The organism is Thiobacillus sp., assembly GCA_024235835.1.
Classification (GTDB): Bacteria; Pseudomonadota; Gammaproteobacteria; order Burkholderiales; family Thiobacillaceae; genus PFJX01.
On sequence record JACKLQ010000003.1, the window covers coordinates 198,764 to 224,388 of the forward strand.

Consider the following 25,625-nt stretch of genomic DNA (forward strand, 5'->3'; position numbering starts at 1 on the left):
CAGTTTACTTTTTCACCAGCAGCTTCAGAGCCTGGCGGATGGATTCCTCCAGCCCCAGCCCCTCCGGCAGCAGCTTCAGGGTAGGCAGGGCCTCCTTCTCGGAATAGCCCAGGGCCAGCAAGGCATTCAGGGCATCGCTGGCCACGCCGGCGGCGGAGGCGCCCCCCCCACCCGCCTGGGGCAGGGCGTCCGCCAGCTTGCCCTTCAGTTCCAGCAGCAGGCGTTCCGCCGTCTTCTTGCCGACGCCCGGCACCTTGGTCAGGCGCCCCGTTTCCTGCAGGGCCACGCACTGGGCCAGTTCGTCCACGGACAGGCCCGAGAGCACCGCCAGGGCCATCTTGGGCCCCACGCCGGAAATGCGTATGAGCTCCCGGAAAGCCCCCCGCTCCTTCTGGGTGAGGAAACCATACAGCAGCTGGGCATCCTCCCGCACCACGAAGTGGGTCAGCAGGACCACCCGCTCCCCTATGGCCGGCAGGCTGAAGAAGGTGCTCATGGGCACATCCACCTCGTAGCCCACGCCGGCAGCCTCCACCAGCACCTGGGGCGGATGCTTTTCCAGCAGGGTTCCCGTGATGCGTCCGATCATCGTCCACTCCAAAACAGTACGCCGGCCAGGATAACCGGTTGCAGGTGGGCGGCGAGAATGGTCATCTGGATGGGTGGCACCAAGCGGGCAGGCTCGGCGGCGTGGGCCGTCAGCAGGCGCCCCGCCCTGAGGGCCGGCAGGACGCCTGCCAGGGAAACCAGGGCCAAGGCCGGCAACATGCCGGCAACCACAGCCGCCACCAGGCCCGCCACCGCCATGAGCAGGATGAGCCAGTAGCCCCGGGCGGCAATGCTGGGTTCCAGACGCACCACCCAATGCCATTTCCCCGCCAGCCGATCCGCCTCCCGGTCCGGGAACTGGTTGATGTAGAGGACATTGGTCACCAGCAGGGCATAGGGCAGACCCGCGATCCAGGGCATGCGGTCGAATGCGCCCTGCTGCACGAAATCGCTGCCGGCGACGATGAGCAGGAAACCCGCCGCCACGCATACCTCCCCCAGGCCCCGGCTGTTGAGCCTGAGGGGCGGGGCGGAGTAGGCCCAGCCGATCATGAGGCCTGCCAGACCGATCCAGAACAGACCCAGGCCCGATTGCCCGATGAGCCACAAGCCGCCGGCGATGACCACGGCAAAAAGGGCCAGGCCGTAGGCCAGAGTCTGGCCAGGGGTGAGCACCCGGTTCTGGATGAAGCGGGAACCGCCGGTGAAGGGAAAAAGCCGCCCGGTGTTGGCGGCATCCGTACCGTTCAGGTGGTCGTAGTAGTCATTGAGCACATTGACCCCGGCATGGGCCAGCAGGGCCAGCAGCAGGGTCAGGGCGGCCAGGCCCCAGTGGAGCACCGGCGCCAGGGCAAAGCCCAGCAGGCAGCCCGCCAGGGTGATGGTGAGGAAGGCCGGCCGGGTGGCAAGCAGGTAGCGCTGCACCGGATTGCGCAGGGCTTCCGGGGTGGGCTCGCCGGGTGCCGAGGCGGGAACGGCAGCCATCCCGCTCATGACATCCTCCCGGCCCGGCGGCGACGGCCGACGCCAGTGAGGCCGCCCAGGCCCATGCCGCCGTGGGCATGGCAGATGGCGCAGGCCAGGGCATCCGCCGAATCGGGCCGGGGCTCCGACGGCAGGTTCAGCAGCCGCTTCACCATGTGCTGCACCTGGGTCTTGTCCGCGTGGCCGTTGCCCACCACCGCCTGCTTCACCTGCAGGGCCGTGTACTCGAACACCGGCTGGCTGGCCTGGGTGAGGGCGGCCAGGGCGGCTCCCCGGGCCTGGCCCAGGAGCAGGGTGGACTGGGGGTTCACGTTGACGAAGACCTTCTCGATGGCAGCGGCATCCGGCTTGAAGTGTTCCATGATCTCCACCACCCCGTCGAAGATGATCTTGATGCGCTCGGGCAATTCCCCCGTCTGGGTGCGCACCACGCCGCTGGCCACGTAGGTCAATTTCTGGCCCACCTTCTCGATGACGCCGTAACCCGTCACGCGCAACCCCGGGTCCAGGCCGAGAATTCTCACCCGGCCATTACTCGGGCAGGATGGCCGACGTGTAGACCTCCTGCACGTCATCCAGGTCGTCCAGCATGTCCAGCATCTTCTGGAATTTCACCGCGTCGTCGCCGGTAACGTCCGTCTCGTTCAGGGCCTTCATGGTGATCTCCGCCATGACGGGCTTGAAGCCGGCCTTTTCCAGGGCCTCCTTCACCGTGGCCAGGTCGCCGGTGGGGGCGGTAAGGATTTCGATGGAGCCGTCGTCATTGGTGATCACGTCCTCGGCCCCGGCTTCCAGGGCGACTTCCATCACCGCATCCTCGTCGGCACCCGGCTCCAGGATGATCTGGCCGCAGTGCTTGAACTGGAAGACCACGGAACCGTCGGTGCCCATGTTGCCGCCGTGCTTGGACATGGCATGGCGCACGTCCGCCACGGTGCGCACCCGGTTGTCCGTGAGGCAGTCCACGATCACCGCCGCGCCGCCGGGGCCGTAGCCCTCGTAGCGGATTTCCTCGTAGTTCACGCCCTCGAGTTCGCCGGTGCCCTTCTTGACCGCCCGGTCGATATTGTCGTTGGGCATGTTCTCGCCCTTGGCCTTGTCGATGGCCAGGCGCAGGCGGGGGTTGAAGTTGGGATCGCCGCCGCCCATCTTGGCCGCCACGGTGATCTCCTTGGCGTAGCGCGAAAAGATCCGGCCCCGCTTTTCGTCCTGACGACCCTTGCGGTGCTGAATGTTTGCCCATTTGGAATGACCGGCCATGCTGAAGAACCTCTTAACGTGCGATTGATTGAATCGCGCGATTTTAGCCGATGCCAAGGGGGGTGACTCGCCCGGCTTTCACCCTTTGATGCAGATCATGGGTTCCAGCCGGGCCACTTTTTTGGCCAACCCGGCGGCCTCGGCGACATCCACCACGGCGGCCACGTCCTTGTAGGCCCCCGGGGCCTCCTCGGCCACGCCCCGCAGGGACGGGCTGCGGACCAGGATGCCTCGACCGGCCAATTCATCCACCACGGCCCGCCCCTGCCAGGTCCTGGTGGCCTGGTTGCGGCTCATGCGCCGGCCGGCCCCGTGACAGGCGGAAGCAAAGGCCAGGTCCTGGCTGGCATCACTGCCGGCCAGGATGTAGGAGCCGGTGCCCATGCTGCCGCCTATGATCACGGGCTGGCCCGCGTCCCGAAACTCCCGGGGCAGGGAGCCATGGCCGGGACCGAAGGCCCGGGTGGCCCCCTTGCGGTGCACGAACAGGCGGCGTCGCTGGCCGTCCACCACGTGTTCCTCTTCCTTGCAGGTGTTGTGGGACACGTCGTAGAGCAAGCCCATCCGGGCTTCGGGCAATACCTCGGCAAAGACCTGGCGGGTCAGGTGGGTCAGGATCTGGCGGTTGGCCAGGGCGCAGTTGATGCCGGCCCGCATGGCGCCCAGGTAGTCCCGTCCCAGGTCGGAATTGATGGGGGCGCAGGCCAGTTCCCGGTCGGGCAGGACCAGGCCGTGGCCCGGTGCCGCCAGCACCATGGACTTGAGGAATTCCGTGCCGATCTGGTGCCCCAGGCCCCGGGAACCGCAGTGCAGGCTCACCACCACGTCTCCTTCCTCCAGGCCGTAGGCCCGGGCGATGGCCTGGTCATAGACCCTGCTGACATGCTGGACTTCAAGATAATGGTTGCCGGAGCCCAGGGTGCCCATCTCATGTTTCTGGCGTTCCTTGGCATGGACGGACACCCGGCCCGGCTCGGCCCCGGCCATGCAGCCGTGTTCCTCGGTACGTTCCAGGTCCGCGCCTGTGCCGTAGCCCTGCTCCACCGCCCAGCGTGCCCCTTCCCGCAGCATGGTGTTCATCTCCCGGGCGTTCAGCCTCAGGTAGCCGGTACTACCCAGGCCGGCGGGGATGGTATTGAACAGGTGCTCCGCCAGGCGCACCTTCACCGCCTCGATATCCGGCTTCCTCAAGCCGGTATACAGGGTGCGCACGCCGCAGGAGATGTCGAAGCCCACGCCGCCGGCGGAGATGACGCCTTCTTCGCTGGGATCGAAGGCCGCCACGCCGCCGATGGGGAAGCCGTACCCCCAGTGGGCATCGGGCATGGCATAGGCCGCACCGACGATGCCCGGCAGGCTTGCCACGTTTTGCAACTGCTCGGCCACCTTGTCGTCCATGTCCCGCAGCAGGGCCTCGTCAGTGAACAAGACTGCCGGCACCCGCATGGATCCCCGGGGCTCCAGCCGCCATACATAGTCTGAAACCTTGTGCAGGCCGGCCAGGTTCATGCCGCCACCGGATCAGACGTCCACCACGCAGCGGGCATGCCAGAGGCCATCCGCTTCCTGCCCAACCTTCAGGGCGGTGTAGGTGGCCCCTTTCACCTCCACCGCAGGGTGATGGCGTGGCGGTTCCAGGGCCTCGCCCCAGCCCTGGCCCCGGAGACATAAGTCATCGAGACTGACGGTGAAGCGGGAAAAAAGCATCTTGCGGGTACTCATCTCGTAAACCCAGGCATTGAGCCAGTCCACCAGCAACAACTCCGCGTCGGGCGCGGCACAGGCCACCTCCACTGCCGTTTCCTGACGAACCGAGTCAGGATCTGCCACCACCGCCGTCATGGCCAGGGCAGCCTGCTCGAAGGACTCGGCCAGGCTGGCACCCCAGCCATGGACGCCAATGTCGGCCATGTGCTGGAAGTGGGCCCAGCCCGCCATGACGCGACCTGGTTATTCTTCGACGGCGGCCGGCGCCTGGGGCTTGCTGTGGGACTTCACATCGCCCCGCTGCTGCCGGCTGTACTCCTCCAGACGACGCTTGGCCACGTCGAAGGCATCCCGCAAGGCCACGTAGACATCCTCATGGGCCTGGCTTTGATGGTGGTGACCCTTGGTGACCACCAACTCGCCCCCCGGAACCGTCATGTCTATGCGTACCTGGAACAGCTTGCCCTGGGTCTTGTGCTCATGGGGCGCCTCCACGGCCACCTTCAACGCCATCACGTTCTCGTGGAAACGGTCGAGTTTCTCGGCCTTTTCGCGAATACGGGCCTCCAGGGCTGGCGAAGCATCCATGTGCCGGAATGTGATTTCCAAGGGGATACGCATGATCAGTTCTCCATTCTGTTGTGATCGTGCTGCTGCTATTGGGTGGTAGCGTCCACCAGGGGCACAAACACCACTGGCAGGACATTGTGGTCCTCGATGCTGCCGTCCAAATGCTTGTGGATCAACTTCAATTGCTGGGCAAAGTGGGACAGGCCTACCGGGATGGCCATGTAGCCCCCGGGTCGGAGCTGCTCCAGGAGCGCCGCCGGCACGTCTTCGGCGGCGGCCGTGACCAGGATGCCGTCATAGGGGGCATGTTCCGGCCAGCCCAGATGGCCGTTGCCCACCCGCACCTCCACGTTGCCGTAGCCCAGCCGTCCCAGCCGTGCCCTGGCCTGTTCCGCCAGGGCCTGGATGATTTCCACTGAATACACCCGGTGTACCAGGCCGGACAGCACGGCGGCCTGGTAGCCGGACCCGGTGCCCACCTCCAGCACCACATGCTCGGGCCGCGGACAGATCAGGTCGGTCATCAAGGCCACGATGTAGGGCTGGGAGATGGTCTGCCCATGACCGATGGGCAGGGGATGGTTGTCGTAGGCGCTGGCTCCCATCCCGTCGGGCACGAAGGCATGACGAGACACCCGGCTGAACGCATCCACCACGCGTGGATCCAACGTTGTCCGACCGGTGAGATACGCTGTTTCGCGAACGTCCGTCCGGATTTCCTCCAGCAGGCGTTCCATGGGGAGGTCTCGGATATTGTTCATGGTGTCACTTCCAGCATAGCCCTCACAGCGCAAGTGGCCTGCATATAATGCCCCGCATTCCCACCCAGCTAGCCACGCCATGACCGACAGCCTGCTCATCGCCAAGAACGCCGCCACGGAACTCTCCCTCCTGCCCCGCATGGCCAACCGGCACGGCCTCGTCACCGGCGCCACCGGCACGGGCAAGACCGTGACCCTGCAGACTCTGGCCGAGGGCTTCTCCCGCCTGGGGGTCCCAGTCTTCCTGTCCGACATCAAGGGTGACCTGTCGGGAATCAGCAAGCCCGGCGGGGGCAATGCCAAAGTGGAGGAGCGGATCAAGCTGCTCGAACTGGACCATGCCTACCAAGGCTATCCCGTCACCTTCTGGGACGTATGGGGAGATCAGGGCCACCCGGTGCGGGCCACCATCTCCGACATGGGGCCCCTGCTCCTGAGCCGCATGCTGAACCTGAACGAGGTGCAGGAGGGCGTGCTCAACCTGGTGTTCAAGATCGCCGACGAGGCGGGCCTGCTGCTGCTGGACCTGAAGGACCTGCGTTCCATGCTGCAATTCGTGGCCGAAAACGCGAAATCCTTCACCACCGAATACGGCAACATCTCCGCCGCCAGCGTGGGTGCCATCCAGCGGGGCCTGCTCACCCTGGAAAACCAGGGGGGCGAGGCCCTGTTCGGCGAGCCCATGCTGAACATCGCCGACCTGATGCAGACGGATGGCGGCAAGGGGGTGATCAACATCCTGGCCGCCGACAAGCTCATGCAGTCTCCCAAGGCCTACGCCGCCCTGCTGCTGTGGCTCCTGGCGGAACTGTTCGAGAACCTCCCCGAGGCGGGGGACCTGGACAAGCCCAAGATGGTGTTCTTCTTCGACGAGGCCCACCTGCTGTTCGACGAAGCCCCCAAGGTGCTCATCGACAAGGTGGAACAGGTGGTGCGCCTCATCCGCTCCAAGGGCGTGGGCGTGTACTTCGTCACCCAGAACCCGGCGGACGTGCCGGACGAAGTGCTGGGCCAGTTGGGCAACCGGGTGCAGCACGCCCTGCGGGCCTTCTCCCCCAAGGACCAGAAGGCCGTGCGGGCCGCCGCCGAAACCATGCGGGACAACCCGGACCTGAACGAAGCCGAGGCCATCACCGAACTGGGGGTGGGCGAGGCCCTGGTGTCCCTGCTGGACGAGAAGGGCCGGCCCGGCATCGTGCAGCGGGCATTCATCGTCCCCCCGGGCGGCCAGATCGGCCCCATCACCGACGCGGAACGGCGCCAAGCCATGCAGGCCTCCCTGGTGGCCGGGGTATATGAGAAGTCGGTGGACCGGGAATCCGCCTACGAGATCATCAAGGCCCGCACCGAAGCCGTCGCCGCGGAGAAAGCCGCCGAAGAACAGGCCGCCGCCCAGGCCAAAGCCCAAGCCCAGGCCCCCGCCGGAGGCGGTGGGCTGGGGGGTATCCTGGGCGACCTGCTGGGGGGCGCGCCCTCCGCGGGAGGACGCCGCCGGGAAGGCGTGGTGGAAGCCCTGGCCAAGAGCGCGGCCCGCTCCGTGGGCAGCCAGGTGGGCAGGGCCATCATCCGGGGCGTGCTGGGCAGCCTGCTGGGGGGCAAGCGGTGAGCAAGCCCGACAAGGTCGTCCTGGATGACAAGCACTTCGACAGCAAGGCCCGCCAATGGGACGAAAACCCGGTGTTCGTGGAACGGGCCCGCAAGATCGCCGACGGCCTGCGGGCCCGGGTACCCCTGTCCCCCACCATGACCGCCCTGGATTACGGCAGCGGCTCAGGCCTGCTTAGCTTTCCCCTCAAGGATGAACTGGGGCACATCACCCTGTCCGATACCTCTGCCGGCATGCTGGAAGTGGCCCGGGAAAAAATCGACGCCCAGGGGGTGAAGAACATGGCCACCCTGCAAGCCGACCTGTCGGTTGCGAGCCTGCCCGACACCCGCTTCGACCTGATCTATTCCAGCATGACCCTGCACCACATCCCGGACACGGCGGCCATCCTGGCCGCCTTCCACGCCCACCTGAACCCGGGCGGCTGGCTGGGCATTGCCGACCTGGACCAGGAGGACGGCAGCTTCCACGGCATCGAAGTGGACGTGCACCACGGCTTTGACCGGGACAGCCTGGCAGCCCGCCTCGGTCAGGCCGGCTTCACCCAGATCAGCTTTGACACCGTGTTCGAGATCGAGAAAGACCAGCCGGAAGGCAAGAGGGCCTACCCGGTGTTTCTGATGGTGGCGCGGAAACCTTGAACCGACATCCAGCCATAATTTTTGTTTGCTACGCTGAGGACATATAAGAAACACCTAATACAACAACACTCGCGCTCGGGAGAGAGCCGTGAAGGGAAAAAAGACATACTTCGCCGATGGGATTCACTCGGCGGAAGTCTTGGGGCTGGTGGGCGACATCTACCAGGCAGGCCTGGAACCCGAACGCTGGCCGGCGACCATCGCCCGCATGAGCCAGATTTTCGACGCCGACCTGGCCTGCATCTACACCCCCTTCCCCAGCCGGCCGGAGCGGGCCCTCTACCTGACCCACAATTTCAACCAGCCGATGGAGCAGGCCTACAGTGCCTACTACCACCGCCTGGACGAATGGACCCTCCATGCCCTGCGCCAGAAACGCTATATCCAGGGCACCGTGGCCTTGGGCGAAGAGATCGTCCCCCAGCCGACACTGCGCAGCACCGAGTTCTACCAAGACTTCCTGAAGCCCCACGACATGGAGTGGATGGTCACCACGGCCTTGTTCGACGGGCACACCGAAGGCACCGCCACCCATATGACCTTCACCCGGCACCGGAGCCGGGGCGGCTACGACGAAGAAGGCAAGCGCCTCATCGAACTGCTCGCCCCCCACGTCCGCCGCGCCCTGCTCACCCACTGGCGGCTGACGGAAGCCAGGCTGGGCACCCAGGCCCAGCAATCCGCCCTGGAGCATATCGGCTACGGCGTCATCCTGCTGGACGGCACCGGCACGGTGCAATGGCTGAACCCGGTAGCGGAAACCCTGCTGCGTCGGGAGGACAGCCTGGCCCTGCGCGACGGTCGGCTGCGCGCCTTACACAACGGCGACGACGACGAACTCGCGCGCCTGGTGCGCCAGGCAGGGCTGGGCGTCGGGGGCGGAATCCGCACCCGGCGGACCGCCGCCGAAGGGGGCCAGGCGAGCTTCTACGCCATCTCCGCCACCCCGGTGCGGGCCGAAAGCGCCACCCTCGTGCCGGACCGCTCCGCCTCCCCCCACGTCCTGCTGCTGGTGCGCGACCCCGACCGTCCGGGCGACGGGGACGCCCTACGCCGCTTCGCCACCGCCCATCGCATCAGCGCCGCCGAACAGCGGGTGCTCGAACTCCTGCTGCAAGACCTCGCCCCCAAGGACATCGCCGAGCGCCTTAACCTGGGCGTACGCACCGTGCGCAGCCAGCTCTCCAGCCTCTACGCCAAGACCAGCACCCGCAACCAGCGGCAACTGGTGGCCCTGGCGCTGCGCCAGGGATGGGCAAGGAATTGAAAACGGCCGATTTGTTACAAGGACATTAATGTCCGCTTTTCCGTCATTTGACGGATGCGACCGGCCCCGGGCTTCTTTTACAGTTTTCCCGACAAGACAAGCCGGTGAGCCCACGCCCGCGCCGCACGAAGAACCGCCATGGCGGCGACGGTCGGGGAAAAAATGCAGAAACGCGGCGGCAGGCGCGGCTCACCGGCGGAATGCGTTCCGATTGACAACCACAGGAGTCTGAACATGCTCAAACCGCTCGTCGTCGCCGTCGCTGTAGCGATCACTTTCCCAGCATTCGCCCAAACAGTTCGCTACCAGGTCACCGACATTGGCGTAGGCCCCCAATCGGGTACTGATCTGGGCTACTTCGCGGAAAAAATCAACAATCAGGGTCATGTCCTGGCCAGCATCTTGACGCCACCGGCCTCAGGCAGCCATCCCTACACAGCGAGGCCCGCAATCTGGAACGGCGGTAGCTGGCTGCCAATGCCCGAGATATCGGGTCGGGAGGGTACCGAGTGGATCTACTGGGCCAACGGCATCAACGACAACGGCCTGGTGGTCGGCGATTCCAGCCGCATCGCCGCCGAGTTCGATGAAAACGAGAACGGTCAATACCAGGGGTTTGTCTGGGACACCAATACGAACCAGGTGACGACTTTCGGCGCCCCGACCTACGGTCAGGAATCCGGCGCCTCGGCCATCAACAACCAAGGCCTGGTAGCCGGCGCCATGGGAACCAGTGGCGCCGCGGGGACGTATCGCGCCATGGTTTGGAACAACGGCGTGTTCAGCGATGCGATCAACCCCGCGAATCCGGCAATCACATCCGCGGATGAAATCAATTCCCAGGGGTATATCGCCGGACAGTACCACGACGCACAAGGATCAAAGGTTTTCTACAAGAACCATGTCCTTGGCTCAATGGTGTACACGTACAGCTATGCCAACTACTCGGAGCTAGATGTCGAAGACCTGAACGACCAGGGTCTGGTCGCCCTTGCCGCGGACAATGATTGTGACCAGAACGGTTGCGACCGGGTCGGCCTGATCTGGGATCCCGTAAACGGTCAGGCGGTCGTGATCGAGAGCACCCCCGGCTGGGCCTGGGGCTCCTCCGCAAGTGGCCTCAACAACCTGGGCCAAGTGGTGGGCCAAGGAATGAACAGCCACGACGTCGGTTGGGATGGCGCCATCATCTGGGATGCCGCTAACGGGGTTCAGTCTCTCAACCAGATGCTGGAACCCGGTACCGAGTACGTCATCTGGGAAGGCATCGACATCAACGACGACGGGGTCATCCTGGCCCTCGGCGCCCATTACTCCAGCAACATGGAAGGAAAACTCCTTCTCCTCACCCCGGTGCCCGTCCCCGAACCCGAAACCTACGCCCTGCTGCTGGCCGGGCTGGGGCTGGTGGGCTTCACGGCGCGGCGGCGTAAGGCATGACTATTCTCTTGCTCAAACATTGAGGAAGTAAATCCATGAAAGCTACAGTTGTTTTTTATGCGGTGGCCGGCCTGTTGGCATGCCTCCCCCTTGTCACTCGTGCCAATACGTTGGTCGCGCCATTTGCTTATTCGTTCGATCAGGCAACGGATTGCGGGGCATATTGCTATTACGACGATACGGGTTCGCAACTGACGGACGGCGTCATCGGCGTGGCCGGCTGGGGTATCAACAGTGATCGGTGGGTCGGTTGGGCATTAAAGCCGACCATCAACATCGACTTCGACTTCGGGTGGCAAAATAGCTTTACCGCCGTAAGCGTTGGCTCGACGCAGGACTCCACCTACGGCTCGCTGCGCCTGCCGGATGTGGTGGTTTCCTCGTGGGACGGTTCGAACTGGGTCCAGCAAGGCAGTCTCGACATCACATTCAGCACCTCCGATGACAAGGACTGGAAAGATGGGAGCCCCCACACTTGGTTGACGGTCAGTGACCTGAATTTCAACGCCGACAAAGTGCGCGTCACGCTCAGCTCGAATGGGGGGAATTGGGTGTTCGCCGATGAAGTGCAGTTCACAGCTACCCCCGTCCCCGAACCCGAAATCTACGCGCTGATGCTGGCCGGGCTGGGGCTGGTGGGCTTCGCGGCGCGGCGGCGTAAAGCACAACTTTTATATTGATCAATCTACGGAAATTGAACCATGTCAAAGGCACTCTTTCTAGCCACCACCCTCGCCCTCTTTGCAAACTCCGCTGCCGCCGACACTGTTTCCGACGGTGATTTCACGCACTGGACCTTCGACGCCACAGGTACCGCTACCGCTTCCCGAGAAGCCACCGGCGGCAATCCTGATGGCCGGCTCAATGTCACCACCATCTCCGGGTCTCTGGTCTATGGCACTGCCATTCTCACGAGCACCGCGACTCTCAATGCCCTCCAGGGAGCAGCTTTCGACTTTTCTGTGGACGTGCTCGCAGGCACGGGTTCCTATGGTGCTGGTCAGGCAATCCAGTTACTGGTGGAGCAGAACGGGACTGTCTATGGAACATTTCTCGGCACGACCGGCAGCCACGCCACATGGAAAACTTTTAGCAGCAGCAAAGGTACCTTTGAGCAGACAGCGTTTTCCCGATTGATCGGCGCTGGCCCCGTCAACCCGGACTTCAGCGGCGGCGCCCTCACCCGTTTCGGCTTCGCGGCCGGAAATGAAAGCAGCGGAACCCTGACCCAGTATTACGACAATTTCTCGCTGACCAGCCCAGCCATCGCGCCGGTGCCCGAACCTGAAACTTACGCTCTGCTCCTCGCCGGGCTGGGGCTGGTGGGGTTCGCGGCGCGGCGTCACCAAGCATGACCATTCATATGCTCAAACCATGAGGGAGTAATTCCATGCAAGTTACAGTTGTTTCTTACGCGGTGGCCGGCCTGTTGGCGGGCATGACCTTGGCCGTCAACGCTTCGGCCGCGACCTTCTCGGATCGCGTCAGTTTCGAATCGGCCGTGACCAACATGACTACCCTGGATTTAGAGGGTTTGGTCGGCACGCTGGAATTCCCGGCCAATTACCCACACGGCTCGGGGTACATGGCCGGCAGCGTTACGTTGCAAGGAGTGGTGTTTTCCGACGCGTATTCAGGCAGCCCGGACTTCGTCTATATCCTAGCGAATGACGGTGCCGGTGCCAGTGGTTCCCTCAACGGGACCACCGCCATCTGGCTTGGCCGCTCCAGTTCCCGCATTACCCTGCCGGCTGGATTGACGGCCTTTGGCACGGATTACGCTGTTCCGATTGGAGGGCCGGGCGGCTTGCCTGTTGGACAGACATCCACCATCGAAGCCACCTTCCACTTCCGGGATGCCACCGCACCGGAGATGTTTGCGTTGTCCGTGACGGGGAAGAGCCAGTTCTTCGGCTACATCGGGCCTGAAATCGACTACATCGACCTTGCTTATGCGAACAACCACTACATGGTCTTCGACAACATGAGCATCGCCCAGGCCGTCCCCGAACCCGAAACCTACGCCCTGATGCTGACCGGATTGGGGCTGGTTGGATTTGTTGCCCGTCAGGGCCGTAGACAGAATTGATACCGGAGCGTCCCATGCGAAATACAAGATCGTTTTTCCTGGCCTGTGCGTGTTCACTGGCCTTCCCAGTGCAGGCAGGCGTGCTTGGCCCTCTTGGAGGCGCCGGTCTCCATGGCGAGTACGCTCAATTCACGGACAGCCCGTTCAATGGCCTGAACCTCTCGTACTTCTACCTGGAAGATTTCGAGGATCTGGCCCTCAACACGCCGGGCGTCACTGCCGACAACGGCAGCGTGATCAGCCTGGCAAACAGTTTCGCCATCGACTCCGTAGACGCGGACGACGGCACCGTTGATGGAAGCGGCGAAAACGGCGCCTCCTTTGTCGCCGGGAACAGCATCACCTTCAGCTTCAATGATGCGGTTCTGGGCAAACTCCCGACGCATGCGGGCATTGTCTTTACCGACAACACGGAAGGCGCGCTGATTACCTTTGAGGCCTTCGACCAGAACGGTGTCTCCCTGGGGTCGGTGTCCGCCACGCTTGGCGATAGCACCTTCGAGTCCACGACGAAGGATAATCGCTTTTTTGGCGCGGAAAACGCCGGCGGCATTTCGCGCATCGTGATTTCCGACAATTCGAGCCCGAACAACCTGGAGGTGGACCATCTCCAATATGGCCTATCCGCCCCCGTCCCCGAACCCGAAACCTACGCCCTGATGCTGGCCGGATTGGGGCTGGTGGGCTTCGCGGCGCGGCGGCGCAAGTCGGCCTGATCGCCAGCCTTACCAAACCCAAAAGGGCCGCTTCCGGCCCAGGCTGTTCGCGCGTGTTGTGCGGCGGTCCTTCCGGGAGGCTGAGGTTGTTTCATGGAGGGCGGGTATTACCGTTCCGGTCCGGCTGGGATCAAATCGGCACGGCACCATTTACCTGGTAGCCCAGGCCCTTCGTCCTGCCGGAGGGCTGTAAAACATCAGCCTTCCCGTAACTCCCGCGTATGCCAAACCCGGATGACCACCGGCTGTCCGCTTTCATTCAACCGATAGCGCAGCACATAGGCTCCTGCCCCGAAGGCGGCGAACAATTCCCTTCGGCCATCGCCCATGGGCTTGCCGATCTCCGGAAAGGTCTCGAGCTGGCGCGCGGCGGCCTGGATGCAGAGCACAGCGTTGCGCGCCGCCTGGGGGCTCTTGCCGGCGAGGAAATCGTTGAGACGCAGGATGTCCCCCAGCGCCTCGGGCAGCCAGACTACTCGGGGCACGGTTCCCGGCGTCCATCGGCCAGGGCGTCGAGCCATTGCATAACGCGCTCCTGAGAGATGGCCTGTCCGGATTCCTGATAGCGCGCCCAGCGGGCCTCGTCTTCCTGTTGTTCCCTGAGGGCGTTTTCTTGCCGGTCCAGGAACTCGATCAGCGCGGTCTTGATGACCCAATGGGGCGCGCGGTCAAGACCCGAGGCAACGCTCTTCAACCGCTCCCGGGTGGCGTCATCCAGTTTGATTCCCAAGGTTGAAGACATGAAAGCCCCCGTGGTTGCGATGAGTGCAACCGATTATTCCCCCCCTGAATGGGGTAGGTCAAAGGCGATGGCGTGCGCTACCCCAAATCCGGCCATACCCTGCCCCCATGGCATGGGGCAATCTATGGCATGGCCCTGGCGACCGTTTATATCCGCGAGCCCCGCTCGACGATGATGCCCAGCTCCTTCACCCCCCGCAGGATGGCAAGCTTGCGCACCGCCACCCGCACCCAGGGGGCGCCGAATTCCCGGCGCACGATGTCGGCGATGAGCTCCCCCAGGGTTTCCACCAGGCGGATGTCCCGCTCCCCCACCACTTCCTGGATGCGGGCGGCCACCTTGCCGTAGTCGATGGTGTCGGCCACGTCGTCGGTGTGGCCGGCCTTGTGGTCGTAGAGGCCGATCTCCAGGTCCAGCATGACGGGCTGGGGCGCTTTGCGCTCCCATTCGTACAGCCCGATAATCAGTTCGAGACGAAAGTCCCGCAGAAACAAGATATCCATATTCCGCCAACCGGCCCGTGCAAAGGCTCGGGATTTTACGCAAATGACTGAATCTACGCCCCTTTTGATCATTGCCTGTGTGCTGGCCTACCTGCTGGGCTCCATTTCCTTCGCCATCCTGGTAGCCAAGGCCTACGGTCTGCCGGACCCCCGCAGCCACGGCTCCGGCAACCCGGGTGCCACGAACATGCTGCGCACGGGGAGGAAATCCGCCGCCGCCCTCACCCTCATCGGCGACGCCTTCAAGGGCGCCGTGGCGGTCTGGCTGGCCCAGTGGGCCACGGCACAGTACGGCCTTCCGGTCTACACGCCCTACCTGGCGGCCCTGGCCGCCTTCCTGGGCCACCTGTTTCCGGTGTTCTTCGGCTTCAAGGGCGGAAAAGGGGTGGCCACGGCCCTGGGAGTGCTCATCGCCCTGGACCTGCGCCTGGGGGGACTGTGCATCCTGACCTGGGTGGCGGTGTTCGCCATCACCCGGGTTTCTTCCCTCTCCGCCCTGGTGGCCGCAACGCTGGCGCCAGTCTATGGCTATTATTTATTAGGGCATGGTCCGGAGACGCGGTTCCTGGCCGGCATTCTGGCCACTCTGTCCCTGCTGGTATTGGCAAGGCACCACAGCAATATCCGGAAACTGATCTCCGGCGAGGAAAAGGCCTTCAAGAAGCGCTGAAATGAAACAGCCTCCCAGTTCACCTTGTTCGCGCCCCCCGCGATGGGGCAATTCCCCACCGGGGCGGCCCAGCGGAGAAACTGATGTTCGAAAAAACCATCGACTACGCCCGTGACAGTCTCATCGCCGCCTCCGAAGCGGCGGTGGACAAGGCGGGAGATCGCCTGGGCCAGGTGGTGGAAAACGCCAGCCAGGCCATCGACCAGAAACTGGAACGGATTTCCGAGGAGCTCCATAGCCAGCGCAGCCTGACCAAGGACGACGTGCGGGAGCTGGTGGACTATGCCGCCGACAAGCTGTCCGTGGTGCTGGACCAGCGCATCGCTGTCATGCGCCAGGAAATCACGGAGCTGGTGCAGGAGAAGACCGAGTACTTCAAGGCGGAAATCGACGCCTTTTTCATCCAGCGCCAGCAGGATCTGGCCCGTGAACGCCGCCGACTGGTCATGAACATCGTCCTGGCCGCCGGCGCGGCCCTGGCAGTGGGAGCCATCTCCCTGTTCTACAAGGGTATCCCCGAATGGGACCTGCTCACCGTGTTCCGCGTGGTGCTGGCGGCCCTGGCGGGAGGCTACGGCGTATGGCTGGCGGTGAGCATGCTGCGTCGCTGGACCATGATGTCCGAACACCGCAAGGACATGTTCTTCGTGGCTGCCCGCTATTGGGGCTGGCTGCAGCCCACCAGCGTGTTCTCGGCCCTGCTGGTGCTGGCCATGCTGGTCGTGCTGAGCCTGGCCCTGGCCTTCCCCAACGAGGTCATGCGCCTCATCGGCCAGCCCATCCTCCGACCCGGGGGCTGACCGGCCCCACGCAGCATCAGGCAGCCTCCAGACTGGCAAGCTCCCAGCGGGGGCGCACACCGAAGCGGCCGTCCGACGGCCTGTCGACCCCCAGGCGCAGGGCCCCGGCGTAGGCGATCATGGCGCCGTTGTCCGTGCACAGTTCCAGGGGCGGATAGAACACGGCAAAGCCCTTGCGGGCGGCTTCTGCATTCAACCGCTCCCGCAGGGCCCGGTTTGCCCCCACCCCACCGGCGATGACCAGGCGTTCCAGCCTGCTCTTTTCCAGGGCAGCCAGGCACTTGCCCGCCAGCACGTCCACCACGGCGGCCTGGAAGCCGGCGGCGATGTCCGCCCGGGCCGCCTCCCCTTCCCGCTTGCTCAGGGTCAGCACGGCGGTCTTGAGGCCGGAGAAGCTGAAGTCCAGGTCCCCCGAGTGCAGCATGGGCCTGGGCAGCTTGAAGCGGCGGGCATCGCCCGTGTCCGCCAACTTCGAGAGGGCCGGCCCGCCGGGGTAACCCAGGCCCAGCAGTTGGGCGGTCTTGTCGAAGGCCTCGCCGGCAGCATCGTCCACCGTCTCCCCCAGCAATTCGTAGCGACCCACACCGTCCACCCGCATGAGTTGGGTATGACCACCGGACACCAGCAGGGCGATGAAGGGGAAGTCCGGCCGGGGCTCCGCCAGGAGAGGGGAAAGCAGGTGACCTTCCAGGTGGTGCACGCCCACGGCCGGGATGCCCAGGGCAGCCGCCAGGGCGCAGGCAAAGCCGGCCCCCACCAGCAGGGCCCCCGCCAGGCCGGGGCCCTGGGTATAGGCCACGGCGTCCAGGCCGGACAGTTCCAGATGCGCATCCGCCATGACCCGCCGTGTCAGGGGGATCACCCGGCGGATGTGGTCCCGGGACGCCAGCTCCGGCACCACGCCGCCATATTCGGCGTGCATGGCCACCTGGGAATGGACGGCATGGGCCAGCAGGCCCCGCTCCGTGTCGAACAGGGCCAGGCCGGTTTCATCGCAGGAGGATTCGACACCGAGAACGATCATGGCTACAAATCAGTGGAAAGAATGGCGATTGTATTGAAAGCCATGGAAAGGCTGATATAGAATCCGCCTTCTTTAATTTGCTTTTCCAACAGGAAACACGTCAGGAAGCCGATATGCCCAGTGTTCGCGTCAAAGAAAACGAGCCCTTCGAAGTTGCCATGCGCCGCTTCAAGCGCACCATCGAAAAGACTGGTCTGTTGACCGAACTGCGTGCACGTGAGTTCTACGAAAAGCCCACCCAGGAGCGCAAGCGCAAGCTGGCCGCCGCCGTGAAGCGCCAGCACAAGCGCCTGCGCAGCCAGCAACTGCCCCCCAAGATGTACTGATATCCTCACCGGATTTCGCCATCGGGCCTGCCAGTCAGGCCCGTTTTCATTTCTGCCCAAGGATCAAACATGTCGCTGATAACCCAGGTCACCGAGGACATGAAAGCCGCCATGCGCGCCAAGGAAGCCGAGCGTCTTGGCACCATCCGCCTGCTGCTGGCCGCCATCAAGCAGAAAGAGATCGACGAACGGGTGGAACTGGACGACGCCGGCATCACCGCCGTCATCGAGAAGATGATCAAGCAGCGCAAGGACGCCATCAGCCAGTACCAGGCTGCCAGCCGCCAGGACCTGGCGGACAAGGAACAGGCCGAAATCAGCGTGCTCACCGGCTACATGCCCCAGCCCTTCAGCGCCGAGGAAATCGCCGCCCTGGTCCAGCAGGCCAAGGCAGAGACCGGCGCCGCCGGGGCCAAGGACATGGGCAGGATGATGGCCTGGCTCAAGCCCCGTCTGGCCGGCCGGGCGGATATGACCGCCGTTTCCGGCCTGGTCAAGGCAGCTCTCGGTTAATTCACTAGAATCCTGGGCATGGCCCGGATTCCGGAAGACTTCATCCAGCAGGTGCTCGACCGCACCGACATCGTCGCGGTCATTGAGCGCTACGTCCCCCTGAAGAAGGCGGGCATCAACTACCAGGCCCGCTGTCCTTTCCACAGCGAGAAGTCCCCCTCCTTCACGGTGAGCCCCACCAAGCAGTTCTACCACTGCTTCGGCTGCGGCGCCCACGGCACGGCCATCAGCTTCCTCATGGAGCATGCCGGCTACGGCTTCATCGACGCGGTGAAGGAACTGGCCGGCCAGGCGGGCCTGCAGGTGCCCGACGACGGCCACAGTTACGAGGAAGACGGCCAGCGCAGCCGCATCCTGGCCCACCTGGACGCCGCCGGCCGCTTCTACCGCCAGGCCCTCAAGAACCACGGCCCGGCGGTGGACTACCTGAAGGGCCGAGGGCTCACCGGCGAGACGGCTGCCCGGTTCGGTCTGGGCTACGCGCCGGACGACTGGCACGGCCTGAAGCCTGCCGTGGGCGACTACCAGGACGCCACCCTGGAGGAAGCCGGCCTTGTCATCGCCCAGGAAGGCAAGCGCTACGACCGCTTCCGGGACCGGGTCATGTTCCCCATCCGCAACGAGCGTGGCCAGGTCATCGGCTTCGGCGGCCGGGTCATGGGCAAGGGGGAACCCAAGTACCTGAACTCGCCGGAAACCCCCGTGTTCCACAAGGGCCGTGAGCTCTACGGCCTGCACGAGCACCGCCGGTCCATACAGCAGGCGGACCGGGTCATCGTGGTGGAGGGCTACATGGACGTGGTGATGCTGGACCAGCACGGCGTGGACAACGCCGTGGCCACCCTGGGGACCGCCGTCACCGCCGACCAGGCCGCCCGCCTGTTGCGCCTTGCGGATGAGGTCATCTTCGCCTTCGACGGCGACAACGCAGGGCGCAAGGCCGCCTGGCGTGCCCTGGAAAACAGCCTGCCCCAGGCCCAGGACGGCAAGCGCCTCAGCTTTCTCTTTCTGCCAGAAGGGGAAGACCCGGACAGCTTCGTGCGGGAGCAGGGTCAGGACGCCTTCCGCCGGCTATGCGACTCGGCCATGCCCCTGTCCGACTTCCTGTTCAGCGAACTCACCGCCCAGACCGACCTGACCTCCGAGGAAGGCAAGGTTCGCCTGGCCAAACTGGCAGAGCCCTATCTGGCCAAGCTGGCCCAGGCTCCCTTGTTGGGACGTGCCCTGCGCCAGCGCCTTGGTGAATTGACCGGGCTTAAGCCGCGAGAGGAGCGTTTCCAGACCCGTTCGCCAAGGCAGACGGCCCCGGTTGCCTCCCGTTCCCAGGGCAGGAGCCAGGTCCAGGTCTCCCCCTGGCGCCTCCTGCTGCAAATCTTGCTCCACGACACCAGCCGTGCAGGCCGGGTAGGGGAATTGCCCGAACACCTGGGGGCGGAAGCCCGGGCCCTGGCCAACGTGCTGGCAGTCATGAAGGAACACCCGGAATTTTCCACCCGGGACGTGGTGGCCCACTTCAAGGGGCGCCCGGAACAGGCCATCCTGGAAGCGGCTGCAGCAGGGTTGCTTTCCTGGGGCAATGACTATGATGTGGAGGCGGACTTCCTTGGTGCATTGACGGCGGTCAACCGTGAAGGGGACCGGGCCTTTCTGGGCACCTTCTCCGGCAAGCGTCCCAGCGACCTGAGCCCGGAGGAAAAGGCCCAGCTGCTGGCCAGCCTGAAAACCCGGAAACCTGGCGGGGACTGACTTGTCCAACGCGCCCCGGGCCCCATATAAGGGGCGTTAAGTTCATGTATAATTGCGCGTTTTACACAGCGCGGCTGCGTACCCACCTGCGGAGAGTCCCAGAGAATGGCAACTGAGAAAAAGACCCCCAAACAAGCAACCGGCGCCCGCAAAGGCCCGGTTAAGGGTGCGGCCAAACCGATCTCCAAACGCAAGGAAGCCGCCAACAAGGCCGCCATCCTCGCACAAGTCCTGGAAAAGGACAGCAAGATGGACGTGGAGGAGCGTCGCACCCGCCTGCGCGCCCTCATCATGCTGGGCAAGGAACGCGGCTATCTGACTTACGCCGAGATCAACGACCACCTGCCTGACGAGATGCTGGATGCCGAGCAGATCGAGGGTGTGGTCAGCATGATCAACGACATGGGCATCCAGGTGTTCGACCAGGCCCCCACGGCGGAAGACCTGCTCATGTCCGAGGCCCCGGCGCCGGTGGCCGACGAAGATGCCGCCGAGGAGGCGGAAGCCGCCCTGTCCAGCGTGGACGCCGAATTCGGCCGTACTACGGACCCCGTGCGCATGTACATGCGGGAAATGGGCACCAAGGACCTGCTCACCCGGGAAGGTGAGATCGAGATCGCCAAGCGCATCGAGGAAGGCCTTAAGCACATGGTGCAGGCCATTTCCGCCTGCCCCCTCACGATCCAGCAGATCCTCGATCTGGCCGCCAAGGTGGAGTCGGAAGAACTGAAGATCGACGACCTGGTGGACGGCCTCATGGACAGTTCCGGCGAGGACATCCCCATGGAGATGGCCGCCGAGGAGTCCGAGGAAAGCAGTGACGACGACGAGGACGATGACAGCGACGACAGCAGTGGCGGCGGTGCCGGCGCAGTGAACCTGGCCCAGCTCAAGGCCGATGCCCTGGAGCGGTTCTCCGCCATCCGCAAGTGCCACGACAAGATGAAGTCCGCCCTGGTCAAGTATGGCTACGCCAGCAAGCAATACCAGAAACTCCTGGAAGAGATCGCCGGCCATCTCCTGGGCATCCGCTTCACCGCCCGCCAGGTGGACAGCCTGTGCGACTCCGTGCGCGCCATCGTCGAGGAAGTGCGCGTCCACGAACGGGTCATCATGGACATCGCCGTGAACAAGTGCGGCATGCCCCGTACCCACTTCATCAAGACCTTCCCCGGCCTGGAAGGCGACCCCGCCTGGATCGCCAACGAACTCACCGGCAAGCACGCCTATAACGAACTGCTGGAGCGCAGCCAGTACGACATTTCCGAGCACCAGGAAAAGCTCAAGGCGCTCCAGGAACGGGCCGGCATCTCCGTGAAGAACCTGAAGGACATCAACAAGAAGATGTCCACCGGCGAGGCCAAGGCCCGCCGCGCCAAGCGCGAGATGATCGAGGCCAACCTGCGCCTGGTGATCTCCATTGCCAAGAAATACACCAACCGGGGCCTGCAATTCCTGGACCTGATCCAGGAAGGCAACATCGGTCTCATGAAGGCCGTGGACAAGTTCGAATACCGGCGCGGCTACAAGTTCTCCACCTACGCGACCTGGTGGATCCGTCAGGCCATCACCCGGTCCATCGCCGACCAGGCCCGCACCATCCGCATCCCGGTGCACATGATCGAGACCATCAACAAGATGAACCGCATCAGCCGCCAGATCTTGCAGGAAACGGGCATGGAGCCGGATCCGGCCACCCTGGCGGAAAAGATGGAAATGCCCGAGGACAAGATCCGCAAGATCATGAAGATCTCCAAGGAGCCGATCTCCATGGAGACCCCCATCGGCGACGACGAGGATTCCCATCTGGGCGACTTCATCGAGGACCAATCCACCCTGGCCCCGGCGGACGCGGCCCTGTACTCCAGCCTCCAGTTCGTCACCCAGGAAATCCTGGACAGCCTCACCCCCAGGGAGGCCAAGGTGCTGCGCATGCGCTTCGGCATCGAGATGAACACGGACCACACCCTGGAAGAAGTGGGCAAGCAGTTCGACGTGACCCGGGAACGCATCCGCCAGATAGAGGCCAAGGCCCTGCGCAAGCTGCGCCATCCGTCCCGCTCCGAGCGGCTGCGCAGTTTCCTGGATTGACCTGATAGGGAGTTTTCGGGCCTCTAGCTCATGCCTGGTTAGAGCAGCGGACTCATAATCCGTTGGTGCCGAGTTCGACTCTCGGGGGGCCCACCAACCACGCGGGTTTCCGGCCTATCCGGTAACCCGGAAAATCCAAGTGTCAACGGATCGTCAACGCCGTGAGCTTTTGGGTTTTAAGTGCCCACCGCCTGCTGGCGAATGTTGCCGAAGGCAATCCCCGTAGGGGACAAGTCCATCAGCTTCACCGATGGACGCAGCACAGCCACTCGCAGGCGGTGGGCACGTTTTTCGGCTGTGCCTGATGCTAGAATCCGTTCCATGAGCACCGTCACCTTTGACACCCTCAAATTCGTCAAGCGTCTAGAAGCCGCCGGCATGGCCGCTCCACAAGCCGAAGCATTCGCCGAAGCATTCGCCGAAGCATTCCGGGACGCCACGGGCGAAGAACTCGTAACGAAAGATTTCCTCAAGGCGGAAATCGAATCCGCCAAAACCGACTTGGTAAAGTGGATCGCCGGCATGCTCATTGCTCAGGCTGCCCTGATCGCCGCTCTGGTCAAGCTTCTTTGATCCCCGCCAGGGGATTCAACCTTACCGCCTCCTGCAGGTGATCCGGCGCCAGGTGTGCATATCGCATCGTCATGGCCAGGGATGCATGCCCGAGGATTTTCTGTAACACCAGGATATTTCCCCCGTTCATCATGAAGTGACTGGCGAAGGTATGCCGTAACACATGGGTTAGCTGCCCCTCCGGCAATTCGATCCCAGCCGCCTTCACCCCATAGCGGAAGGCCGAATAGCAGCCGTAGAAGAAGCGCTCCGCCCTCGGTGCTTCATCTCCATAGCGTTCCACCAGGTGTGCCCATAAACCCTCGGTCAACTCCACCCCAATGGGCACTGACCGATTCTTTCCGCTCTTCGTCTGTGTGAAGTGAATCGCCCCGCCTTTCACCTGGCCAGGTCGCAATTCTTCCGCTTCGCTCCACCTGGCGCCGGTGGCCAGACAAACCCGGGCCACCAGGTGAACATCCCCTTTCAGCACGTTCAACAGCGTCCCGATCTGCTCCAGGCTCAGAAACGAAAGCTCTCGCTCCGGTGACTTGATACGCCTCATCCCCGCCAAGGGGTTTTCCCCTTTGAACATCCCCAAGCGCTTCACTTCGTTGAACATGGCGCGCATGTAGGCATGTTCCCGGTTCATCGTCTCCGCCTTGATTCCAATGGCCATTCGATTCGCTCGATAGATTGCGAACATGTCGGGACCAAACTCTGAGATTGATGGCTCCCCCATTGCCTGGCACATGGCCAGCATTCGGGCCTTCGCATCCTCCCCCGCCTCCAGGTTCATCCCATGATGGTTGAACCAGGTGAACACCAGCTCGGACACCTTGCGCCTGTCCTTCTGAGCTGGAGCCCACCCCGGGGCCTCCCTCACCTTGTTCTTCAGCCAGGCCTCATAGGCCAGGGCCTCGGCCTTGGTTGATAGGGTCTTCCTGAACCGTTTCCCGCTGCGCCCCCCGGGCTGGAGATCAACAAGCCAGCCCGCTCGGTTCTTCTTGATGCTCATTTCAAGGCTATTTTGCCTTCTTTGTACAATGTCTCGAACCGTGATCTTTCTCGAATTCGATGATTGGTGCACATCATTATGTTGATTTCCTTGATGTCCTTGCAGGATTCCAGTGGTTGGTACCAGCGTTCAAATAGCTCGTCGGAATTGATCCTATTCTGGTACTGCACTAGGTGTTGCTGATGGGTCTTTTCTCGGGCTGCTCTTTCCATGGCAGCTTGGCGCTGCATTTCTTCATGGACACCTTTCATTAGCTCCCTTTCCTTTTGTATTTTTGCTGTTTCCGCCATTTTTCTAATTTCTTGTTGTTGGCGTGCTCTCTCTGCTGGTTTCATGGCTATTTCAGTAATTATTTTCATAAAAGCCGGGACAACGATTGCGAACATCATCCCGAGAAATACCAATGTCATTACAAGCTGCGCTATCGGTTTGTTCTTTGTCAATTTATGGATGGCTAGTCCTGTGACTGTGGCCACCGCAACACTTAACACTAAGCTGATAATCAGTTGTTCCATGTGCTCACCTCCCCTTTTGAGTTAAAAACCAGCGTTTGAGCACGGCCGCGGCTATGCGGCGTCCCTCCCCGCTTTCCGTAAGTCTCGCTGAATCCGTTCCAGGACCGGCGATGTATGGCCTTCCTTCTCGAAAGTCAGGCCGGACCCAAGCCAAACCCTGTACTGCGGGAAGGCCTTAATCACGGCATCGATGTGCTCTTCGTTGGCTTTTTGCTTTCCGTGATAGATGTTGTTCCAGGTTGTTGCACTGAACCCACACAGCTCCTCCATCTCCTTGAATCGCTTCAAGGGGTTCCTGGTTTCAATGATCTCCAAGAGACGTTTTCTGATTGTTTCCACTTGACAGCCGTATTTTGCTAGGTAATATATGACTTGCTAGGTTATTAATGACGTGTAAAGGCGTGCAATGTTAGACAACATGGACTTTACCCCCCCCGAATCGGGCGCTCAACAGCCCCCGATTCCGGTCATGCACCGCGATAGGTTCGCGGAGCTGGTGGGTGTATCCGTGGATGTCGTCAATGGCTGGATCAATCGCGGCTACCTCCCCACCTACGAGGTCGGCAAATACCGCCTCATCAATCTCGCCCTCCTGAACAAGCTCGCCCTGGACAAGGAATTCCGCCTGTGAGCCTCGTCCTCACTGACTCCCAGTTCGATGCCTGGATCGAATCAAACGGTCTGGTCCCCCAGGGCTATGGCCAATTCGTCGCCTTCCTCCACCAGTGCGACAAAGAGCACCAGGCCGTGGAAGAAGCCCTGAAACACAAGCTCGCTTCCCCTGACGCCCCCAAGCTCTACTTCGTCCCGGGCCGTGGTCTCCAGGATTGCCCCTTCTGACCATGTACGCCCACCCCCGCCACCTTCCCCCCCACTGGCCTGCCCTCCTCCAGCAAACGGAGTGCGCAGGCGTTAGGGATTTGGAAGGCTGCGCAGCAGTCCCCGCAGGGGATGAGCGACAAGCGAAACCTGGAGGAAGCCCGGCCCCGAAGGGGAAACGCGCATTACGGAAAGCCCAACCCCAATCCAGGAAGCAATTCCTGACCCGGCAATACCCCCTGATTGAACCTCCCTTGGCTCCTGAAACTGGAGCCTTTATGCATCCCCACGGCCAGGAAGAGACCGGCGCGCAAGCGACGGGCGCGTCTGGCCGTGGGGACTTTTTTGGCGGTGTCTCGAAGGGGCCAAAAAATTTTCGCGGGCGTAGTAGCACCGCGTATCAGTCCACGCCTGTGGATTCTGCACAAAAAATAGTCAAGGAAATCGAATGCCACTGACACGCGGATTAGAACCTCGCCTTAATGGCCACAAGTTGGGTGAATTCCTGACATTTGAACAGGTTCGTTCAGTCATTCAATCCGCAGTCGAATCCTTGCCTGCCGATACTAACAGCTTCACTTTGGAAATCGTTGATCACAGTAAGGGTGAGTTCATCCGCGTGACAACCTTGCAAGAATGCCACTTGCCTACATCCTGGGATGACCGGCAGTTTTACCACTGGCTCTCTGTTAGTGGCTGGGATTCGGAAGCCTGAC

30 protein-coding genes, 1 tRNA gene and 3 pseudogenes are annotated in these 25,625 nt (G+C 63.0%); 19 read left to right on the top strand and 15 right to left on the bottom strand.

What is annotated here, in order from left to right; genetic code table 11:
- Positions 1–4 precede the first annotated feature (4 nt).
- The 8 genes from ruvA to H6935_15010 all read right to left on the bottom strand — a co-directional run bounded on the left by ruvA (position 5) and on the right by H6935_15010 (position 5,831).
- Complete coding sequence (gene ruvA, locus H6935_14975; protein MCP5279638.1) at positions 5–589, bottom strand: Holliday junction branch migration protein RuvA; 585 nt, start codon at positions 587–589, stop codon at positions 5–7.
- On the bottom strand, positions 586–1,533 hold the full coding sequence (locus tag H6935_14980) for a prenyltransferase (protein MCP5279639.1): 948 nt from the start codon (positions 1,531–1,533) through the stop codon (positions 586–588). The genes ruvA and H6935_14980 overlap by 4 nt, the downstream gene beginning before the upstream one ends.
- A 5-nt stretch (positions 1,534–1,538) precedes the next feature.
- Positions 1,539–2,108 (bottom strand): crossover junction endodeoxyribonuclease RuvC, encoded by a 570-nt coding sequence (gene ruvC / locus H6935_14985; GenBank protein MCP5279640.1) that lies wholly within the window; start codon positions 2,106–2,108, stop codon positions 1,539–1,541.
- Complete coding sequence (locus H6935_14990; protein MCP5279641.1) at positions 2,065–2,793, bottom strand: YebC/PmpR family DNA-binding transcriptional regulator; 729 nt, start codon at positions 2,791–2,793, stop codon at positions 2,065–2,067. Before H6935_14990 ends, ruvC begins: the two co-directional genes overlap by 44 nt.
- A gap of 78 nt (positions 2,794–2,871) precedes the next feature.
- Positions 2,872–4,302 (bottom strand): RtcB family protein, encoded by a 1,431-nt coding sequence (locus H6935_14995; protein ID MCP5279642.1) that lies wholly within the window; start codon positions 4,300–4,302, stop codon positions 2,872–2,874.
- A gap of 12 nt (positions 4,303–4,314) precedes the next feature.
- Positions 4,315–4,731: an archease gene (locus tag H6935_15000; GenBank protein ID MCP5279643.1), complete on the bottom strand. Its 417-nt coding sequence runs from the start codon at positions 4,729–4,731 to the stop codon at positions 4,315–4,317.
- 12 nt (positions 4,732–4,743) lie between these two features.
- Positions 4,744–5,121, bottom strand: coding sequence for a ribosome-associated translation inhibitor RaiA (locus H6935_15005; GenBank protein ID MCP5279644.1), 378 nt, complete (start codon positions 5,119–5,121; stop codon positions 4,744–4,746).
- Positions 5,122–5,156: 35 nt separating this feature from the next.
- Positions 5,157–5,831 (bottom strand): protein-L-isoaspartate(D-aspartate) O-methyltransferase, encoded by a 675-nt coding sequence (locus H6935_15010; GenBank protein MCP5279645.1) that lies wholly within the window; start codon positions 5,829–5,831, stop codon positions 5,157–5,159.
- 79 nt (positions 5,832–5,910) lie between these two features.
- Between H6935_15010 and H6935_15015 the strand changes: the two genes are divergently transcribed.
- The 8 genes and pseudogenes from H6935_15015 to H6935_15050 all read left to right on the top strand — a co-directional run bounded on the left by H6935_15015 (position 5,911) and on the right by H6935_15050 (position 13,590).
- A complete protein-coding gene (locus H6935_15015; protein ID MCP5279646.1) occupies positions 5,911–7,437 on the top strand; it encodes a DUF853 family protein in 1,527 nt (508 codons plus the stop codon).
- On the top strand, positions 7,434–8,078 hold the full coding sequence (locus H6935_15020) for a class I SAM-dependent methyltransferase (protein ID MCP5279647.1): 645 nt from the start codon (positions 7,434–7,436) through the stop codon (positions 8,076–8,078). Before H6935_15015 ends, H6935_15020 begins: the two co-directional genes overlap by 4 nt.
- An 88-nt stretch (positions 8,079–8,166) precedes the next feature.
- Complete coding sequence (locus H6935_15025; protein ID MCP5279648.1) at positions 8,167–9,345, top strand: hypothetical protein; 1,179 nt, start codon at positions 8,167–8,169, stop codon at positions 9,343–9,345.
- A gap of 138 nt (positions 9,346–9,483) precedes the next feature.
- Positions 9,484–10,785: a DUF3466 family protein gene (locus H6935_15030; protein ID MCP5279649.1), complete on the top strand. Its 1,302-nt coding sequence runs from the start codon at positions 9,484–9,486 to the stop codon at positions 10,783–10,785.
- A 578-nt stretch (positions 10,786–11,363) separates the two neighbouring features.
- Positions 11,364–11,465, top strand: a pseudogene (locus H6935_15035) (PEP-CTERM sorting domain-containing protein).
- A gap of 588 nt (positions 11,466–12,053) precedes the next feature.
- A pseudogene (locus tag H6935_15040) lies at positions 12,054–12,140 on the top strand (PEPxxWA-CTERM sorting domain-containing protein).
- 230 nt (positions 12,141–12,370) lie between these two features.
- Positions 12,371–12,874 (top strand): PEP-CTERM sorting domain-containing protein, encoded by a 504-nt coding sequence (locus H6935_15045; protein MCP5279650.1) that lies wholly within the window; start codon positions 12,371–12,373, stop codon positions 12,872–12,874.
- 608 nt (positions 12,875–13,482) lie between these two features.
- Positions 13,483–13,590: pseudogene (locus tag H6935_15050) on the top strand (PEP-CTERM sorting domain-containing protein).
- A 197-nt stretch (positions 13,591–13,787) separates the two neighbouring features.
- Here the strand turns inward: H6935_15050 and H6935_15055 are convergent.
- The 3 genes from H6935_15055 to H6935_15065 form a co-directional block, all read right to left on the bottom strand.
- Positions 13,788–14,075, bottom strand: a complete 288-nt coding sequence (locus H6935_15055) for a type II toxin-antitoxin system RelE/ParE family toxin (protein MCP5279651.1) — start codon at positions 14,073–14,075, stop codon at positions 13,788–13,790.
- On the bottom strand, positions 14,063–14,332 hold the full coding sequence (locus H6935_15060; protein ID MCP5279652.1) for a toxin-antitoxin system: 270 nt from the start codon (positions 14,330–14,332) through the stop codon (positions 14,063–14,065). Before H6935_15060 ends, H6935_15055 begins: the two co-directional genes overlap by 13 nt.
- Before the next feature lie 146 nt (positions 14,333–14,478).
- Complete coding sequence (locus H6935_15065) at positions 14,479–14,835, bottom strand: dihydroneopterin aldolase (GenBank protein ID MCP5279653.1); 357 nt, start codon at positions 14,833–14,835, stop codon at positions 14,479–14,481.
- A 43-nt stretch (positions 14,836–14,878) separates the two neighbouring features.
- Between H6935_15065 and plsY the strand changes: the two genes are divergently transcribed.
- Positions 14,879–15,505: a glycerol-3-phosphate 1-O-acyltransferase PlsY gene (gene plsY, locus H6935_15070; GenBank protein MCP5279654.1), complete on the top strand. Its 627-nt coding sequence runs from the start codon at positions 14,879–14,881 to the stop codon at positions 15,503–15,505.
- 83 nt (positions 15,506–15,588) lie between these two features.
- A complete protein-coding gene (locus H6935_15075; GenBank protein ID MCP5279655.1) occupies positions 15,589–16,305 on the top strand; it encodes a hypothetical protein in 717 nt (238 codons plus the stop codon).
- Positions 16,306–16,321: 16 nt separating this feature from the next.
- On the opposite strand, the gene tsaD is transcribed toward H6935_15075, so the two are convergent.
- Positions 16,322–17,329, bottom strand: a complete 1,008-nt coding sequence (gene tsaD / locus H6935_15080; GenBank protein ID MCP5279656.1) for a tRNA (adenosine(37)-N6)-threonylcarbamoyltransferase complex transferase subunit TsaD — start codon at positions 17,327–17,329, stop codon at positions 16,322–16,324.
- Positions 17,330–17,442: 113 nt separating this feature from the next.
- Between tsaD and H6935_15085 the strand changes: the two genes are divergently transcribed.
- The 6 genes from H6935_15085 (at position 17,443) to H6935_15110 (ending at position 22,578) form a co-directional block, all read left to right on the top strand.
- Complete coding sequence (locus tag H6935_15085) at positions 17,443–17,655, top strand: 30S ribosomal protein S21 (GenBank protein ID MCP5279657.1); 213 nt, start codon at positions 17,443–17,445, stop codon at positions 17,653–17,655.
- 69 nt (positions 17,656–17,724) lie between these two features.
- Positions 17,725–18,168 (top strand): GatB/YqeY domain-containing protein, encoded by a 444-nt coding sequence (locus H6935_15090; protein ID MCP5279658.1) that lies wholly within the window; start codon positions 17,725–17,727, stop codon positions 18,166–18,168.
- An 18-nt stretch (positions 18,169–18,186) separates the two neighbouring features.
- The gene (locus H6935_15095) at positions 18,187–19,914 is read left to right on the top strand and encodes a DNA primase (GenBank protein MCP5279659.1); all 1,728 of its coding nucleotides are present in this window, start codon (positions 18,187–18,189) and stop codon (positions 19,912–19,914) included.
- Positions 19,915–20,019: 105 nt separating this feature from the next.
- Positions 20,020–22,005: an RNA polymerase sigma factor RpoD gene (gene rpoD / locus H6935_15100; protein ID MCP5279660.1), complete on the top strand. Its 1,986-nt coding sequence runs from the start codon at positions 20,020–20,022 to the stop codon at positions 22,003–22,005.
- 17 nt (positions 22,006–22,022) lie between these two features.
- Positions 22,023–22,101: transfer RNA gene (locus H6935_15105), tRNA-Ile, on the top strand.
- 225 nt (positions 22,102–22,326) lie between these two features.
- Entirely contained in the window at positions 22,327–22,578 is a 252-nt protein-coding gene (locus H6935_15110; GenBank protein ID MCP5279661.1) for a DUF1640 domain-containing protein, read from the top strand.
- On the opposite strand, the gene H6935_15115 is transcribed toward H6935_15110, so the two are convergent.
- Genes H6935_15115 through H6935_15125 form a run of 3 tightly spaced genes read right to left on the bottom strand, consistent with a single transcriptional unit; the run spans position 22,565 to position 24,405 of the window.
- Positions 22,565–23,575 (bottom strand): tyrosine-type recombinase/integrase, encoded by a 1,011-nt coding sequence (locus H6935_15115; protein MCP5279662.1) that lies wholly within the window; start codon positions 23,573–23,575, stop codon positions 22,565–22,567. The two genes, H6935_15110 and H6935_15115, sit on opposite strands and share 14 nt — an antisense overlap.
- Positions 23,572–24,090, bottom strand: coding sequence for a hypothetical protein (locus tag H6935_15120; GenBank protein MCP5279663.1), 519 nt, complete (start codon positions 24,088–24,090; stop codon positions 23,572–23,574). Before H6935_15120 ends, H6935_15115 begins: the two co-directional genes overlap by 4 nt.
- 51 nt (positions 24,091–24,141) lie before the next feature.
- Positions 24,142–24,405, bottom strand: a complete 264-nt coding sequence (locus H6935_15125) for a DNA-binding protein (protein ID MCP5279664.1) — start codon at positions 24,403–24,405, stop codon at positions 24,142–24,144.
- Between the two features lie 91 nt (positions 24,406–24,496).
- Here H6935_15125 and H6935_15130 point away from each other — a divergent pair, with 91 nt between their 5' ends.
- From H6935_15130 to H6935_15140, 3 genes are all read left to right on the top strand, one after another.
- Positions 24,497–24,721, top strand: a complete 225-nt coding sequence (locus tag H6935_15130) for a hypothetical protein (GenBank protein MCP5279665.1) — start codon at positions 24,497–24,499, stop codon at positions 24,719–24,721.
- Positions 24,718–24,930 (top strand): hypothetical protein, encoded by a 213-nt coding sequence (locus H6935_15135; protein MCP5279666.1) that lies wholly within the window; start codon positions 24,718–24,720, stop codon positions 24,928–24,930. The genes H6935_15130 and H6935_15135 overlap by 4 nt, the downstream gene beginning before the upstream one ends.
- 427 nt (positions 24,931–25,357) lie before the next feature.
- Positions 25,358–25,624 (top strand): hypothetical protein, encoded by a 267-nt coding sequence (locus H6935_15140; protein ID MCP5279667.1) that lies wholly within the window; start codon positions 25,358–25,360, stop codon positions 25,622–25,624.
- The last annotated feature ends 1 nt before the right edge of the window (position 25,625 follow it).

Coding starts and splice junctions, on each gene's coding strand:
- H6935_15005 (MCP5279644.1), bottom strand. CDS start 5,121: ATGCGTATCCCCTTGGAAATCACATTCCGGCACATGGATGCTTCGCCA.
- H6935_15060 (MCP5279652.1), bottom strand. CDS start 14,332: ATGTCTTCAACCTTGGGAATCAAACTGGATGACGCCACCCGGGAGCGG.
- H6935_14990 (MCP5279641.1), bottom strand. CDS start 2,793: ATGGCCGGTCATTCCAAATGGGCAAACATTCAGCACCGCAAGGGTCGT.
- H6935_15045 (MCP5279650.1), top strand. CDS start 12,371: ATGGCCGGCAGCGTTACGTTGCAAGGAGTGGTGTTTTCCGACGCGTAT.
- H6935_15030 (MCP5279649.1), top strand. CDS start 9,484: ATGGCGGCGACGGTCGGGGAAAAAATGCAGAAACGCGGCGGCAGGCGC.
- H6935_15065 (MCP5279653.1), bottom strand. CDS start 14,835: ATGGATATCTTGTTTCTGCGGGACTTTCGTCTCGAACTGATTATCGGG.
- H6935_14980 (MCP5279639.1), bottom strand. CDS start 1,533: ATGGCTGCCGTTCCCGCCTCGGCACCCGGCGAGCCCACCCCGGAAGCC.
- H6935_15130 (MCP5279665.1), top strand. CDS start 24,497: ATGTTAGACAACATGGACTTTACCCCCCCCGAATCGGGCGCTCAACAG.
- H6935_15000 (MCP5279643.1), bottom strand. CDS start 4,731: ATGGCGGGCTGGGCCCACTTCCAGCACATGGCCGACATTGGCGTCCAT.
- H6935_15090 (MCP5279658.1), top strand. CDS start 17,725: ATGTCGCTGATAACCCAGGTCACCGAGGACATGAAAGCCGCCATGCGC.
- rpoD (MCP5279660.1), top strand. CDS start 20,020: ATGGCAACTGAGAAAAAGACCCCCAAACAAGCAACCGGCGCCCGCAAA.
- H6935_15095 (MCP5279659.1), top strand. CDS start 18,187: ATGGCCCGGATTCCGGAAGACTTCATCCAGCAGGTGCTCGACCGCACC.
- tsaD (MCP5279656.1), bottom strand. CDS start 17,329: ATGATCGTTCTCGGTGTCGAATCCTCCTGCGATGAAACCGGCCTGGCC.
- H6935_15010 (MCP5279645.1), bottom strand. CDS start 5,831: ATGAACAATATCCGAGACCTCCCCATGGAACGCCTGCTGGAGGAAATC.
- H6935_15140 (MCP5279667.1), top strand. CDS start 25,358: ATGCCACTGACACGCGGATTAGAACCTCGCCTTAATGGCCACAAGTTG.
- H6935_15085 (MCP5279657.1), top strand. CDS start 17,443: ATGCCCAGTGTTCGCGTCAAAGAAAACGAGCCCTTCGAAGTTGCCATG.
- plsY (MCP5279654.1), top strand. CDS start 14,879: ATGACTGAATCTACGCCCCTTTTGATCATTGCCTGTGTGCTGGCCTAC.
- H6935_15110 (MCP5279661.1), top strand. CDS start 22,327: ATGAGCACCGTCACCTTTGACACCCTCAAATTCGTCAAGCGTCTAGAA.
- ruvA (MCP5279638.1), bottom strand. CDS start 589: ATGATCGGACGCATCACGGGAACCCTGCTGGAAAAGCATCCGCCCCAG.
- H6935_15075 (MCP5279655.1), top strand. CDS start 15,589: ATGTTCGAAAAAACCATCGACTACGCCCGTGACAGTCTCATCGCCGCC.
- H6935_15120 (MCP5279663.1), bottom strand. CDS start 24,090: ATGGAACAACTGATTATCAGCTTAGTGTTAAGTGTTGCGGTGGCCACA.
- H6935_15015 (MCP5279646.1), top strand. CDS start 5,911: ATGACCGACAGCCTGCTCATCGCCAAGAACGCCGCCACGGAACTCTCC.
- H6935_14995 (MCP5279642.1), bottom strand. CDS start 4,302: ATGAACCTGGCCGGCCTGCACAAGGTTTCAGACTATGTATGGCGGCTG.
- H6935_15115 (MCP5279662.1), bottom strand. CDS start 23,575: ATGAGCATCAAGAAGAACCGAGCGGGCTGGCTTGTTGATCTCCAGCCC.
- ruvC (MCP5279640.1), bottom strand. CDS start 2,108: ATGACGTGCAGGAGGTCTACACGTCGGCCATCCTGCCCGAGTAATGGC.